General features: G+C 67.7%; 14 protein-coding genes. 8 read left to right on the top strand and 6 right to left on the bottom strand.

The genetic code is table 11. The annotated features are described in order from the left end of the window. Nucleotides 1-237: 237 nt before the first annotated feature. Nucleotides 238-654: a VOC family protein gene (locus SKC41_RS09790; protein ID WP_330977446.1), complete on the bottom strand. Its 417-nt coding sequence runs from the start codon at nt 652-654 to the stop codon at nt 238-240. 95 nt (nt 655-749) lie between these two features. Between SKC41_RS09790 and SKC41_RS09785 the strand changes: the two genes are divergently transcribed. The 5 genes from SKC41_RS09785 to SKC41_RS09765 all read left to right on the top strand — a co-directional run bounded on the left by SKC41_RS09785 (nt 750) and on the right by SKC41_RS09765 (nt 6,373). After that, on the top strand, nt 750-1,718 hold the full coding sequence (locus tag SKC41_RS09785; RefSeq protein ID WP_330977445.1) for an alpha/beta fold hydrolase: 969 nt from the start codon (nt 750-752) through the stop codon (nt 1,716-1,718). Beyond that, a complete protein-coding gene (locus tag SKC41_RS09780; protein WP_330977444.1) occupies nt 1,715-2,902 on the top strand; it encodes an LLM class flavin-dependent oxidoreductase in 1,188 nt (395 codons plus the stop codon). Before SKC41_RS09785 ends, SKC41_RS09780 begins: the two co-directional genes overlap by 4 nt. Then, nucleotides 2,902-3,915 (top strand): zinc-binding dehydrogenase, encoded by a 1,014-nt coding sequence (locus SKC41_RS09775; protein ID WP_330977443.1) that lies wholly within the window; start codon nt 2,902-2,904, stop codon nt 3,913-3,915. Before SKC41_RS09780 ends, SKC41_RS09775 begins: the two co-directional genes overlap by 1 nt. A 56-nt stretch (nt 3,916-3,971) precedes the next feature. Further along, a complete protein-coding gene (locus SKC41_RS09770) occupies nt 3,972-5,561 on the top strand; it encodes an HNH endonuclease signature motif containing protein (protein ID WP_330977442.1) in 1,590 nt (529 codons plus the stop codon). A gap of 71 nt (nt 5,562-5,632) precedes the next feature. Further along, the gene (locus SKC41_RS09765; RefSeq protein WP_330977441.1) at nt 5,633-6,373 is read left to right on the top strand and encodes an SIMPL domain-containing protein; all 741 of its coding nucleotides are present in this window, start codon (nt 5,633-5,635) and stop codon (nt 6,371-6,373) included. A 29-nt stretch (nt 6,374-6,402) separates the two neighbouring features. On the opposite strand, the gene hpt is transcribed toward SKC41_RS09765, so the two are convergent. Genes hpt through dacB form a run of 4 tightly spaced genes read right to left on the bottom strand, consistent with a single transcriptional unit; the run spans nt 6,403 to nt 10,434 of the window. After that, the gene (hpt, locus tag SKC41_RS09760) at nt 6,403-7,056 is read right to left on the bottom strand and encodes a hypoxanthine phosphoribosyltransferase (RefSeq protein WP_330977440.1); all 654 of its coding nucleotides are present in this window, start codon (nt 7,054-7,056) and stop codon (nt 6,403-6,405) included. 11 nt (nt 7,057-7,067) lie between these two features. Next, a complete protein-coding gene (gene tilS / locus SKC41_RS09755) occupies nt 7,068-8,027 on the bottom strand; it encodes a tRNA lysidine(34) synthetase TilS (protein WP_330977439.1) in 960 nt (319 codons plus the stop codon). Next, entirely contained in the window at nt 8,006-9,052 is a 1,047-nt protein-coding gene (locus SKC41_RS09750; protein ID WP_330977438.1) for a zinc-dependent metalloprotease, read from the bottom strand. The genes tilS and SKC41_RS09750 overlap by 22 nt, the downstream gene beginning before the upstream one ends. Beyond that, a complete protein-coding gene (gene dacB, locus SKC41_RS09745) occupies nt 9,049-10,434 on the bottom strand; it encodes a D-alanyl-D-alanine carboxypeptidase/D-alanyl-D-alanine endopeptidase (protein ID WP_330977437.1) in 1,386 nt (461 codons plus the stop codon). The genes SKC41_RS09750 and dacB overlap by 4 nt, the downstream gene beginning before the upstream one ends. Nucleotides 10,435-10,559: 125 nt before the next feature. On the opposite strand from dacB, the gene SKC41_RS09740 reads away from it, so the two are divergent. After that, nucleotides 10,560-11,048 (top strand): inorganic diphosphatase, encoded by a 489-nt coding sequence (locus SKC41_RS09740; protein WP_330977436.1) that lies wholly within the window; start codon nt 10,560-10,562, stop codon nt 11,046-11,048. A 58-nt stretch (nt 11,049-11,106) separates the two neighbouring features. Continuing rightward, a complete protein-coding gene (locus SKC41_RS09735; RefSeq protein WP_330977435.1) occupies nt 11,107-11,799 on the top strand; it encodes a hypothetical protein in 693 nt (230 codons plus the stop codon). A gap of 1 nt (nt 11,800) precedes the next feature. Here the strand turns inward: SKC41_RS09735 and SKC41_RS09730 are convergent, their stop codons facing one another. Continuing rightward, a complete protein-coding gene (locus SKC41_RS09730) occupies nt 11,801-12,880 on the bottom strand; it encodes a DUF475 domain-containing protein (RefSeq protein WP_330977434.1) in 1,080 nt (359 codons plus the stop codon). A gap of 137 nt (nt 12,881-13,017) precedes the next feature. Here SKC41_RS09730 and SKC41_RS09725 point away from each other — a divergent pair, with 137 nt between their 5' ends. Further along, a complete protein-coding gene (locus SKC41_RS09725; RefSeq protein WP_330977433.1) occupies nt 13,018-14,313 on the top strand; it encodes a hypothetical protein in 1,296 nt (431 codons plus the stop codon). Nucleotides 14,314-14,317: the final 4 nt, after the last annotated feature.

The raw sequence follows: 14,317 nt of genomic DNA, 5'->3' as shown, positions 1-14,317 counted from the left end.
CGTCTGTAGTGGCGATTGCCAGCTCCGGTTAACCGGAGTGCAGCGGATCGCCACCGTCGTCTGTAGTGGCGATTGCCAGCTCCGGTTAACCGGAGTGCAGCGGATAGGCGCCACCCAGTCCATTCAACGAGCGACGGTTCCCGTTAGGAACGAGAGCACCGCAAATTGAGTTCGCGGACGCCTCGCATTGGCAGAAGCCACACTGGCACGACACCGCTCGTGCGCTCGGTTGAGCGACTAGTCGTAATAGCGGGCTTCGATCACGTTGCCGTCCGGATCGCAGAAGTAGTAAATGTGCGGCGCCCATCCCCGGGCTCCGTAGCTGCGGTCGAGGCGGGCGCTGGTGTCCACACCGGCGGCCTGCAGCCGCCGATCCAGGGCCTCGTATTCCGGCCGCGACATCGCCAGGCAGACGTGGTTGACCGGGTGTCCGGCGCTGCCCGCGACCTTGGTCAGCACGTCGGTGGCGTCGATGCCGGTCGCCGGCATCAGGTCGATGATCGAGTCCTCGCACACCCGCACGCTCGGAAACGGCGCTTCCCCGGCCGCGAACTCGTCGAACCGCACCGGCGCCAGCCCGACCACGTTCGTATAGAAGTCCATCGCTGCCCGAACATTCTTCGTCCACAACACGATGTGGTCCAGCCGCCTCACGCCTACAGGCAACCAGAACCCGCCGCGAAATGAACGGCCATTTTCAACCCCGCTCACTACTTCTCAGGCCAGAGGGGTTGTGATTTGGTGTGTTGGTGCCCACATCAACCGAACGGTTAGTAGAGACCAACGGGGTGCGGCTGCGAGTCGTCGAAGCCGGCGAGCGCGGTGCGCCGGTGGTTGTCTTGGCTCACGGCTTCCCTGAATTGGCCTACTCCTGGCGACACCAGATTCCGGTGCTCGCCGAGGCCGGCTATCACGTGCTGGCACCCGACCAGCGCGGGTATGGCGGCTCTTCTCGCCCCGACGCGATCGAGGCCTACAACATCCGCGAGCTGACGACCGACATCGTCGGCCTGCTCGACGACGTCGGTGCCGAGCGCGCCGTCTGGGTCGGCCACGACTGGGGCGCCCCCGTGGTGTGGCATGCGCCGCTGCTGCATCCCGACCGGGTCGCCGCCGTCGCCGCGCTGAGCGTGCCGGCCACGCCGCGCTCGCACGTGGCGCCGACGCAGGCCTGGCGCAAGACATTCGGCGAGAACTTCTTCTACATCCTGTATTTCCAGGAGCCAGGCGTCGCCGACGCCGAACTCAACAGCGATCCTGCCCGCGCGATTCGCCGGTTGATGGGCGGCCTGCGCACAGACGGTGACAGGGCCGCGGGGATGCGGATGGTGGCACCGGGCCCGGAGGGTTTCATCGATCGCCTTCCCGAGCCCGATGCGCTGCCGGACTGGATCAGCCAGGACGAACTCGACCACTACATCAGCGAGTTTTCCCGCACCGGCTTCACCGGCGGCCTGAACTGGTATCGCAATTTCGACCGCAACTGGGAGCTGACCGCCGACCTCGCCGACACGAAGATCTCGGTGCCGTGCTTGTTCATCGGCGGCACAGCCGATCCCGTGCTCGCCTTCACCCGCGCCGACCGCGCCACCGAGATCGTCTCCGGGCCCTACCAACAGCTGATGATCGAGGGCGCCGGCCACTGGCTGCAACAAGAGCGGCCCGACGAGGTCAACACCGCATTGCTGGAATTTCTCAACGGATTGGAGCTGCGGTGAACGCACCGCTTCGTTTCGGCGTGTTCATCACGCCGTTTCACCCGATTGGCCAATCACCCACGGTCGCACTGGAATACGACATGGACCGTGTCGTTGCGCTGGACCGCCTGGGATTCGACGAGGCCTGGTTCGGCGAACACCACTCGGGTGGCTACGAGTTGATCGCCTGCCCAGAGGTGTTCATCGCGGCCGCCGCGGAGCGGACCAAGCACATCCGGCTGGGCACCGGTGTGGTCTCGCTGCCCTACCACCATCCGCTGATGGTGGCCGACCGCTGGGTGCTGCTGGATCACTTGACCCGCGGCCGGGTGATGTTCGGCACCGGCCCCGGCGCGCTGCCCTCGGATGCGTACATGATGGGCATCGATCCGGTCGATCAGCGGCACATGATGCAGGAGTCGCTCGAGGCGATCCTGGCATTGTTCCGCGCCGGACCCACTGAGCGCATCGACCGTCAGACCGACTGGTTCACGTTGCGCGACGCACAGCTGCACATCCGCCCGTACACCTGGCCCTATCCCGAAATATCCACGGCGGCAATGATTTCACCGTCCGGTCCGCGCCTGGCCGGCGCGCTGGGCACATCGCTGTTGTCGCTGTCGATGTCGGTGCCCGGCGGTTTCGCCGCGCTGGAGACCACCTGGGACGTGGTGCGCGAGCAGGCCGCCAAAGTCGGGCGGGACGAACCGAATCGGGCCGACTGGCGGGTGCTGTCCATCATGCACATTGCCGACACCCGCGAACAGGCGATCACCGACTGCACTTATGGGCTGCAAGATTTCGCGAACTACTTCGGCGCCGCGGGATTCGTCCCGCTCGCCAACACTGTGGAGGGTACGCAGACCCCTTACGAGTTCGTCGAAGACTATGCGGCCAAAGGGAATTGCTGTATCGGCACACCCGACGAGGCGATCGCACACATCGAGGACCTGCTGGATCGGTCGGGCGGCTTCGGGACGCTGCTGATGCTCGGTCATGACTGGGCCTCGCCCGAAGCGACCTACCACTCCTATGATCTGATGGCCCGCAAGGTGATTCCTCACTTCAAGGGACAGCTGGCGGCATCGCGGGCCTCGCACGACTGGGCCAAAGATCATCGCGACCAATTGATCGGCCGCGCCGGCGAGGCCGTCGTGAAAGCCATCACCGAGCACGTCGGCGAGCACGAAGGGGCGGCGACCTGATGCGCGCCTCGGTGCTGCGCGACGGCCGGATGGTCTATCGAGACGACGTTGCGGATCCGGTACCCGAATCCGGCCAGGTGCTGGTGGCCATCAAGGCCTGCGGAATCTGCGGCTCCGACCTGCATTTCGCCAAGCACGGCGAACGGGTGATGGAGATGACCGAACGGGTCGCACGTGGTGCGGGCGGCCTGAACGTCGACCTGAAGCGCGACATCTTCATGGGCCACGAATTCAGCGCCGAGGTGCTCGAAGCCGGACCCGACACCGACACCCATCCGCCCGGTTCCCTCGTCACGTCGATCCCGGTTTTGTTGTCCGCCAAGGGCGTAGAACCCATCGTCTACAGCAACCACACCATCGGCGGCTATGCCGAACGGATGCTGCTCTCTGCTGCGCTGCTGCTGCCGATCCCCAATGGCCTGGACCTCAAACACGCCGCCCTGACCGAACCGATGGCGGTCGGGCTACACGCCGTCAACAAATCGAACATCGAGCCGGGCGAGACCGCTCTGGTGCTGGGCTGCGGCCCGATCGGCATCGCGATCATCGCATCCCTGCGGGCGCGCGGCGTGGAAAATATTGTGGCATCCGACTTTTCGCCAAAACGCAGAGAGCTTGCCGCCACGATGGGCGCGCATCAGACACTGGATGCCGCGCAGGGTTCGCCATTCGACACGGTCAAGCCCGCGGTAGTGTTCGAGGCGATTGGCGTACCGGGAATCATCGACGATGTGCTCTTGCGGGCGCGGGCGGGCACCCGGCTGGTCGTCGCCGGAGTGTGCATGGAGGCCGACACCTTCCATCCTTTCTTCGCGATTGCCAAAGAGATCAACGTCCAATTCTGTTTGGCCTATGGCCCCGAGGAATTCGCCGAGTCGCTGCGCTCGCTGGCCGAGGGTGAAATCGATGTCAGCCCGTTGATCACCGGCGAGGTGGGCCTGGACGAGGTCGGCGCGGCCTTCGACGACCTCGCCGACCCCGAGCGGCACTGCAAGATCCTCGTTACGCCTTAGGCCCACGGGTTTCGCGCTCCGCAAACTTGTCGGACGTCGGGGCTATTATCGAATGTATGTTCGATTGCATGACCGATCCGGCCGCATTGATCGAGGTCGTCGAATCGACACATCGGCAGGAGTCGACGTTGGTTGCGCGTCGGCTGGCAGCCGTCGCGGCCTTGCTGCGGCACCGACTCGCCGCGACCGAGCGGACCGAGGCTCAACACCGGTACGCGGTGATCGACGGGTTCGAGCAGACCTCGGCCGAGGTGGCCGCCGCTATGAACCTGTCTCCCATAGCGGCCAGTTACCTGGTATCGGATGCCGATGCCCTGCACACCAGACTGCCCCAGATCGCGGCCCTGCTGGCAGAAGGGCAAACCGATTGGCGCACTGTGCAATTGATCATCAGACGCACAGATCTGGTCACCGACGCTGAGCTGGTCGCCCGGCTTGACCAGTCGCTGGCTACCCGTATCGGCAACTGGCACAGCTGGTCGAGGCAGCGCATCGTCAACGCCGTCGATGCCACGGTGCGCGCCGTGGACCCCGATGCCGCCCGTGAGCGCCGCGCCGGCGCCGAGAAAGATCGCCACATCGCGATCGCGCCGCTGGCCAACGGGATGGCCGACATCTACGGCACCGTGGGTGCGGCGGCCGCGACGGCCTTTGATCGCCGACTCTCCGAACTTGCCAAGCAGGTGTGTCCGGCGGACCCTCGGACATTCGATCAACGCCGCGCCGATGCGCTCGCCGCGCTGACGCAGGGCCACCGCCTCCGGTGCGCTTGCGGGCAATCGGGTTGCGCCGCCGGACCACCCGTCGAAGCCTCCGAATGCGATCGAGGCAGCGCACGGGTGGTGATCAACGTCGTCGCCAGCGATCAAACCGTCCTGGCCAATGGCACGCAGCCCGGTTACCTCGAAGGTTACGGCATCATCGACGCCGAGCAGGTTCGTGAATTGGCGCACTCTGCAACACAACTGGTCGCCGATCCGACCATTAGCCCACTGGAGGCGCTGCGTTATCAACCATCGGCAGCGCTCGAGCGGGCGATCCGCAGCCGGGATCTCACCTGCCGCTTTCCCGGATGTAGTCGGCCCGCCTCTGTTTGCGACATCGACCATACCGTCCCGTTCAATCACGAGAACCCGGCCGCCGGTGGACCGACTACGGCGCAAAATCTCAAATGCCTTTGCCGCCAACATCATCGACTCAAGACTTTCGGTGCATGGCGCGATGCTCAACTGACCGACGGGACCGTCATCTGGACGTCACCCACCGGGCGCATTTACAAAACCAGCCCGGCCGGCGGTGACCTTTTTCCACAGCCACGCGGGCCCGCGTGTGTCGCACCCGTGCCCCGCGGACTGAACACGTTCAAGCGACGAAGTCTACGAATCACGCAGGCACGCAGCCACAATCGAGAACAGCGCGTCATCAACGACGCTGGACGAGAACTCGCGCAGGCCAGAAAGCAAGAGATCGCGGCTCGACAGTTCCGAAATCACGCGCGCGATATGCTGTTCGCCTTCAAGGGCTCGCCGAGTACCAGCCCCTTCTGCACCTGGATCAATGATCCCCGAGAGCCAGAAGTCCTGCCCGCGGACTGGACTCCTGACATTCCGGCCTTCCCGCCCCTGCCCGACGACCCACCCTTCTAGAAGCTTGGGTGCAGGTCGTCGCATCACCTGCTCGTCATGGCAGTCATCTCAAAACAGCTAGGGTGCCATGCATGGCGATCGAACACCGCGCTAGAAGTTTCGTCCGCTGGTCGATCGTCGTGGCCACGGCCGCCTTGGCCATTGCCACGGTGTCGGCATGTGATTCCCATGATGCGACACCCGCACCGGGAGCGAATCCTCGTCAGGTCACCGTGGTGGGATCGGGGCAAGTGCAAGGCGTACCGGACACGTTGACCGCCGACGCCGGCATCGAATTCAGCGCGCCCGACGTCACCTCGGCGATGAACCAGACCAACGATCGCCAGCAAGCCGTCATCAACGCGCTGGTGGGTGCCGGTATCGACCGCAAGGACATCAGCACCACCCAGGTGACGCTGCAGGCGCAATACGGCGGTCCCGAGTCCACGATCACCGGGTACCGCGCCACCAACGCCATCCAGGTCAAGATCCACCCGACCGATGCCGCGTCGCGAATGCTCGCGCTGATCGTCAGCACCGGCGGCGACGCCACCCGGATCAGTTCGGTCAGCTACTCGATCGCCGACGACTCTCAGCTGGTCAAGGATGCCCGGGCGCGAGCCTTCAACGACGCCAAGAGCCGTGCCGACCAGTACGCCCAGCTGTCCGGGCTGCGGCTGGGCAAGGTGCTGTCCATCTCGGAGTCGACCGGGGGTTCACCGGTGGCCGGGGCGCCCCCGGCGCCGCCCAAAGCCATGGCCACCGCGGTACCGCTGGAGCCGGGCCAGCAGACGGTGAGCTTCTCGGTGACCGCGGCGTGGGAGCTGGATTAGCTCTCGGCCGATGGCGGCGACCCAGCTAGCTACTGCTCGTAGACCCTGGGGTCCAGGGTTCCGATGTACGACAGGTCGCGGTAGCGCTCGTCGTAGTCCAGGCCGTAGCCGACCACGAAATCGTTGGGAATGTCGAAGCCCACGTACGCGATCTCGGCGTTGGCCCGGACCGCGTCGGGCTTGCGCAGCAGCGTGCACACCCGCAGCGAGCGGGGGTGGCGGGTCTTGAGGTTGCGCAGCAACCAGGACAGGGTCAGCCCGGAGTCGACGACGTCCTCGACGATCAGCACGTCGCGACCGTTGATATCGCGGTCCAGGTCCTTGAGGATGCGCACCACGCCCGACGACGACGTCGAGGTTCCGTAAGAGCTGACGGCCATGAATTCGAACTGCGTCGGCACCGGAATCGTGCGCGCCAGGTCGGTGACAAAGATCACGGCGCCCTTGAGCACGGTGATCAGCAGCAAGTCCTGGCTGGTCTCGGCGATCGACTCCCGGTAGTCGTTGCCGATCTGCTCGCCGAGCTCGCCGATGCGGGCCTGGATCTGCTCGGTCGTGAGCAGCACGGATTTGATATCCCCCGGGTACAGGTCCGCGGGCTGCTCGGGGGTTATCGCCGAGGAGGTCTGGGCCACGCCCACAGCGTGCCATGCCGGCGGCCGAACAACCAACGGCGACGACAATTTGCGGCCATTTACACAGGCTCACGCCGCAACGTCAGCACGCCGTTGCGACGTCCCGCGACCAACCGCTCGCCGCGCAAATCCGAACCGACCGCCACCCCGCCCTGCCCGCGCCACGCGGTAACCAGTGCGTCCACCCCGCGGATCTGCTTGTCGGTCAGCCCGGTAGCCCCGCCGGTCAGCAGCCAGCCCCGGATCACCCGGCGCCGCACCGGGTCGGCCAACGCGGCCAGCGCCTCGGCCCGCAGGCCCGGCTCAGCCTGCACGCCGGGCAGCGCCTGGGCCGCCAGCGTGTCGATGAACTCGGTGTCCTCCCGCAGCGCCGTCGCGGTGCGGGCCAGCGCCTCAGCCACCCCGCCGCCCAGCACGTCCTCGAGCAGCGGCATCACCTCGTGCCGCAGCCGGGACCGGGTGAAGCGGCGGTCGCTGTTGTGCGGGTCGTGCCACGCGGTCAGTCCCAGCTCGAGGCATGCGGCATGCGTGGTGGCACGCCGGACCCCCAGCAGCGGCCGGCACCAGGGCGGATCGTGCGGTCGCATCCCGGCGATCGAGCGCGCTCCGGAGCCGCGGCCCAGCCCGAGCAACACCGTCTCGGCCTGATCGTCGAGGGTATGCGCCAGCAGCACCGGCCCCAGCTGGTAGGCGCTCAACGCGGCGTAGCGCGCCGCGCGGGCCGCGGCCTCGGGCCCCCCGTCATTGCCCACCTGGACGCGAATGACTTCTGCGTCAGCACACCCCAACGCGATGGCCTGGTTGCGCGCGGTTTCGGCGACGGCGGCCGACTCGGGCTGCAGACCGTGGTCGACGATCAGCGCCGTGGTGGGCCGCAGCCGGGCCGCGACCGCGGTGAGCGCCAGCGAATCCGGCCCGCCCGATAACGCCACACCCCATTGGTCCGCGGTGGCCAGATAGGCCTTCGCGAACGCCTCGACAGCCGCCAGCAGCTGCCCTACAGGACCCTGTCGATCCATCGCTGGGGGTCTTCGATCTCGGCGGGCAGCGGCAGCGTCTCGGGGCCGGACCACACGGTGTTGAACCGCTCCATCCCGACCCGGCCCACCACGTGGTCGACGAACGCCTTGCCGCGGGTGTACTGGTTGAGCTTGGCGTCCAGGCCCAGCAGGGCGCGCATCAGGCGCTGCAGCGGCGGCGGCTTGCGGTGACGGCGATCGTCGAATCGGCCGCGGATGGTCGCCACCGACGGCACCGCCTTGGGGCCGACCGCATCCATCACGTGGTCGGCGTGGCCCTCCAGCAAGGTGCCCAGCACCAGCAGCTGATCCAGCGCCTGGCGCTGGGGCTCGGACTGAACGGCGCGCACCAGGCCGACGATCCCCGACGCGGACGCGTCGGGCACGCCGAGACCGCGGTTGCGCACGTACTCGGCCAGCCGGCCCGCCACCTGGCCGAAATCGTCACCCGCGTCGCGGGTCAACAACGCCAGCGCGTCCGACATGTAGTGCGGCAGCCAGCGGTTGGCGGTGAACTGCACCCGGTGCGTCACTTCGTGCAGGCACACCCACAGCCGGAAATCGGCCGGATCGACCCGCAGCTGGCGCTCCACGGCGATCACGTTGGGATACACCAGCAGCAGGCAGCCCTCTTTGTCGGCAAAGAACGGGTCGTACTGGCCGAGAATCCCGGACGCCACGAACGCCAGCACGGCACCGGTCTGTGCACCGGTGAGCCGTCCGGTGATAAACCCACGCGGCTGGTCGGCCCCGTTGGTCATCACCCGCATCGAGTCCGCCGCGGCGCGGACCCACTCGCCGCGGTCGACGATGCGGGCCGCGGGCACCTCGCCGTCAGTGGCCAGGTCCGTCACGTCGCGCACGAGTGGTTCGGCTTTCGTCGCCGAACTCGCCAGCTCGTCGATCGCCTGACGGCGGGTGTATTCGCTGGCGGGCGGACCGGGCCGGGCCAGCCGGGCGCCGACCGTCGCAGCGAACCGCCAGTCGACGGCGGTGCCGAGAGTCAGGTCGGGTTGGGCGGTCATGTGCACCCGCAGGTCCACAGGCGCGTCGCCAGGGCGTCCATTGCGTTGCGCCCGTTGGGGCCGGCGGCGTTGGAGATGAACGCGAATGTCAGCACGCGCCCGGTGCGGTCGGTGACGACTCCGACCAGCGAGTTGATCGCGGTCAACGAGCCGGTCTTGGCACGCAACCAGCCGGCCGGTCCGAGATTCGTGGCCGGGTCGAGAAAGCGGTCGGCCAGTGTCCCGCTGCCGCCGGCGATCGGCAGCAGATCCAGCAGCGCCCGCAGCGACGGCTGGTCCGGCCCCGCCGCGGCCTGCACGGTTCCGTCGAGGGTCTTGGCGGTCAGCCGGTCGTCGACCGACAGCCCGCTGGAGTCCACCAGCATGGCGCCGCTGGTGTCGACATGCGCGGTGCTCAATCGGTTCGTCACCGCGTCTACCGCGCCGGCGAAGCTGCGCGGCCGGTTGATCGCCGCGGCCACCTCGCGGGCGATGCATTCGGCCAGCACGTTGTCGGAGTGATCCATCATCTCGCCGAGCCGCTGGACCAGCGGCGCCGATTGCACGACCGCCAGCTGCCGCGCCCCGGACGGGGCAGACGCGATCGTCACCGCGGCGGGATCCAGGCCCAGGGCCTTGGCCAGCTCGCGCCCGGCGTCCAGCGCCGGGGTTTTGGACCGCCGGGAGTTGACGGTGCTGGGCTGAATGCGGCCGGCGTCGATCATCACCGACTCGATCGGCGCGATGTCGCCGTTGTCGATATCGGCGGGATCCCAGCCCTGCGCCATCGTCGGGCCGGTGAACGCCGAGGTATCCACCTGCACGGTTGTCGGCGTCATGCCGCTGCGGTGAATCTGCTCCACCAGGTCGCTGATGCGTGGCGCGCCGCGGTACCAGGTCGGCACGTCGGGCGGTGCCGCCGACAGCGTCGGATCACCGGCACCCACCAGCACGATCGGCCCCTGGGCGTTCTGGCTGCCGGCCACCACGCGAGTGCTGATGCGGGCCTGACGATCCAGCGTCAGCAACGCCGCGGCCGCCGACAGGACCTTGTTGGTCGACGCCGGCACCAGGGGCACGTCGTCGGCGACCTGCCAAAGCTCTTTGCCGGTGAGGGCATCGGTGATCCGACCCCCAAGCCTGCCGAGGTTGAGGTCGGCGGCCACCGGGGCCAGCACGGCCGCCAGCGCACCGGCCGAGGGCGTCTCGGCGGTGTCGGCGACGGGCACCATTCCCGGCTTCACGACCGGTGCCCGCGGCGGCGGTACCGCAACGTGTGCGCCGCTGCTGCCGTGCCCACCCGAGGTGAAGAAGGTTGCCGCGGCCACCACGGCGGCGACGAACGCCAGCACGGCCAATCCGATGAACACCTGGGTGGATTTCCGCCAGCGAGTACGACCCATCACTCTCCTGACTGTTTGGTCCTATTCTGCCGAATCTGCCGCGACTCGCTCGACTAGGGTGATCCGCGACGAACCGATCTACCCGGGTCCACCCAGACTTACTTTCTTCAAAGGAGCGTCAGACAGTGCAATTCGACGTGGTCATCGAGATCCCGAAGGGCCAGCGGAACAAGTACGAGGTCGATCACGAGACGGGGCGGGTGAAGCTGGACCGCTACCTGTACACGTCGATGGTCTACCCGACCGACTACGGCTTCATCGAGAACACCCTCGGCGAGGACGGCGACCCGCTGGACGTGCTGCTGTTGCTTCCCGAGTCGGTGTTCCCCGGCGTGCTGGTCGAGGCGCGGCCGGTGGGGATGTTCAAGATGGTCGACGAGGCCGGCGGTGACGACAAGGTGCTGTGTGTTCCGGCCGGCGACCACCGCTGGGATCACATCCAGGACATCGGCGACGTTGCGTCCTACCAGCTGGACGTCATCAAACACTTCTTCTCGCAATACAAGGCTTTGGAGCCGGGCAAGTACGTCAAGGCGGCGGACTGGGTCGGTCGCGCCGAAGCCGAGGCGGAGGTCGAGCGCTCCATCGCCCGGTTCAAAGAAGGCGGCCACTAACGCTGCCGGCGTAATTGCGCCCGCCCCGCGCACCGATTCTCGGTGGCATCCTGGCGATGTGACCCCGGTGCTGCATTTCGCCGCGAACTTCTGGTGGCTGATCTTCCCGTTCGCGGGTGCGATCGGAACCGGCGTGCGGGCGGTGGCCGCCGCCAACGAGCGCCGGGCGCAGCGACGGCAGGAACGGTACCGGCTCAAACAGCAGGCCAAGATCGCCGTCGCCCAGGCGTCCGGTCGGGTCCGCGGCGACGAGGAAAACGCCCGCCGGGATCTCACGAAACTGCTTGCCGCACATGACCGTACGGATGCACGGTGGCTGGAGTACGAGGTCGACGTCGCCAAGCTGCTGGATTTCCCGCTGATGACGAACATGCGCGATCCGCTGACCATCGCGTTCCACAAGGCCAGGCGGCATGCGGACCTGCTGCGGCCGGAGCGGCCCGAGGACTTCGCCGGCGATCGGTCGGCGTACCTGGACTACCGCGACGCGGTCCACGAGTACATCAGCGCATTCGAGATCGCCGAGGCCGAGGCAATTCGCCGCCGCCGCAGCGATTTCGCCGAAGACGAACAACAGCGGCTGGCCCGTGCCCAGAACCTGCTGCACCTGGCGCAGGACGAGGGGGCCACGCGCGAGGAGCGCCAGATTGCCTACGCGCGAGCCGGCAAGGAACTCGAGGGGCTCATCGCGCTGCCGGCGCCCGCGCGGGCCAGCATCGAACGCCGCATCGCCGGACAGATCGAGGCGTGACTCAGGCGGTCGCGGCGTCGCGCCTGTTGCGCAGCACACTCCATCCGAACGCCGCCCCGATGAAGACCACGCCGACGGAGGCGGTGGCGACCTCGGGGATCTCATAGCGCGGCTCGATCGACAGCAGCATGATCACCGACAGCGCGCCGATCGCCCAGTGCGCGCCGTGTTCCAGGTACACGTAGCGGTCCAGCGTCTGCTGCTGGACCAGGTAGACCGTGATCGACCGGACGAACATCGAGCCGATCAACCCCAGGCCCAGGGCGATGACGATGGGGTCCGAGGTGATGGCAAAGGCGCCGGTGACGCCGTCGAACGAGAAGGCCGCGTCGAGCACCTCGAGGTACACGAACAGCATCAGGCCGGCCTTGCCCACTGCCACGGCCGCCGCCGACGGCTCGGCGCTGTCGACGTCGGGCGGCCGGAACGCCGTACTCAACCCGTTGACGATCAGATACGTCACCAGGCCGAGCAGCCCGGCCGTCAGCACCGTCGCGCACTCGTCACGGGAGTGGGTCAACTGCGTGCCGACCAGCACCAACACGATGACGGTGGCGACCACCGAAACCTCGGCGAGACGGCCGATCCGGGCGAAGGGGACTTCAATCCACTTGAGCCACTTGATGTCTCGGTCGTAAACGACGAAATCCAGGAACAGCATCAGCAGAAATATCCCGCCGAAAGCCGCGATCTGCGGGTGGGCCGACAGCACCAGCTTCGCGTAGCCGGGCGAGCCGTCCGGGAATTCCGGTGCGCCGTGCGGCGGCGGATTGAGCGCCAGGTGCAGCGCGCGAACCGGGTCGAGGCCTGCGGTCGCCCACACGATGAGCAGCGGGAACACCAGCCGCATACCGAACACGGCGACCAGAATCCCGATCGTCAGGAACATCTGCCGCCAGAACGTGGTCATCCGCTTCAGCACCGTGGCGTTGATGATCGCGTTGTCGAAGGACAGCGACACCTCGAGGACGCCCAGGGCTACCAGAAGAAACAGGGCATTGAGCCCGCCGTGGGCATAGCCGAGCGCAAGGGCCGCCAACGTGACCAACAGCGAAATCCCGAAGATGCGAGCGGCGGCCATGGGTCCTTCCTAGACAGCCGCTCACATTAAGGCGAAGGTGGTCGCCACCGCCAGCCATGGCGACGGCGCACTTACTATTTTCAAATTGTGGCGAAACTGGCGGTAGCTAGGGGCAGCCGGCCGAAAGCGCCGCGCCGATGACCGAAGTCGGCGGTGCGGCGTCCCCACTGGGCGCTGCCGGGTCCGCGGGAGCATCCCAGGGACCGGTGGCACGTAGCAGCATGGCCCGGGTCGGTGCCGCGACAGCATTGACCGCGGTGTGCGGTTACGCGGTGATCTATCTGGCGGCCCGTGACCTGGCGCCGAGCGGCTTCTCGGTGTTCGGGGTGTTCTGGGGGGCGTTCGGCCTGGTCACCGGCGCCGCCTTCGGCCTGCTGCAAGAAACCACCCGCGAGGTCCGCGCCACCCGCTACGTCGACGCGTTGCCGGGGCCCGACTTCCGCAACCACCCGCTGCGCGTCGCCGCGATGATCGGCGTCGCCGCGGCCGTCCTGATCGCGGGCAGCTCGCCGCTGTGGGGTGGGCGGGTGTTCGCCGAGGAGCGCTGGTTGTCGGTGGCGCTGTTGTCCGTCGGCCTGGCCGGGTTCTGCCTGCACGCCACCCTGCTCGGCATGCTGGCCGGCACCGATCAATGGACCCAGTACGGGGCACTGATGGTGACCGACGCGGTCATGCGGGTGGCGATCGCGGTGGCCACGGTGGCGCTCGGCTGGGGTCTGACGGGCTTTCTGTGGGCGACGGTGGCCGGCGCGGTGGCCTGGCTGGTCGTCCTGGTGACCTCACCCACGGCCCGCGCGGCGGCCCGGCTCCTGACACCCGGCAACACCGCGACGTTCCTGCGAGGCACCGCGCACTCGATCACCGCCGCCGGCGCCAGCGCGATCCTGGTGATGGGATTCCCGGTGCTGCTCAAGCTGACATCGAATCACCTTGGGGCACAAGGCGGTGTGATCATCCTGGCGGTCACGTTGACCCGCGCGCCGCTGCTGGTGCCGTTGACGGCCATGCAGGGCAACCTGATCGCGCATTTCGTGGACGCGCGCAGCGATCGGCTGCGGGCGCTGCTCGCACCGGCGGCGATCATCGCCGGCATCGGCGCCGTTGGGGTGCTCGCGGCCGGCCTGGTGGGGCCATGGCTGCTGCGCGGCGCCTTCGGTGCGTCCTACGACGCCGGCGGCGCGCTGTTGGCGTGGCTGACCGGTGCGGCGTTGTCGATCGCGATGCTGACGCTGACCGGCGCCGCGACCGTGGCCGCCGCGCTGCATCGGGCCTACGCGCTGGGGTGGGTCGGGGCCACCGCGGCCTCGGGGCTCTTGTTGCTGCTGCCGCTGCCGCTGGAGACCCGGACCGTGGTCGCGCTGCTGTGCGGTCCGCTGGTGGGAATCGGCGTACACCTGGCGGGCCTGGCGCGCGCCGGGCGCCTAACCGGCTGATCCT

Origin of the sequence: Mycobacterium sp. 050128 (genome assembly GCF_036409155.1) — a bacterium.
Lineage (GTDB): Bacteria > Actinomycetota > Actinomycetes > Mycobacteriales > Mycobacteriaceae > Mycobacterium.
Note: the sequence above shows the minus strand (reverse complement) of the source record. Positions and strands in the feature narration are given on the sequence as shown.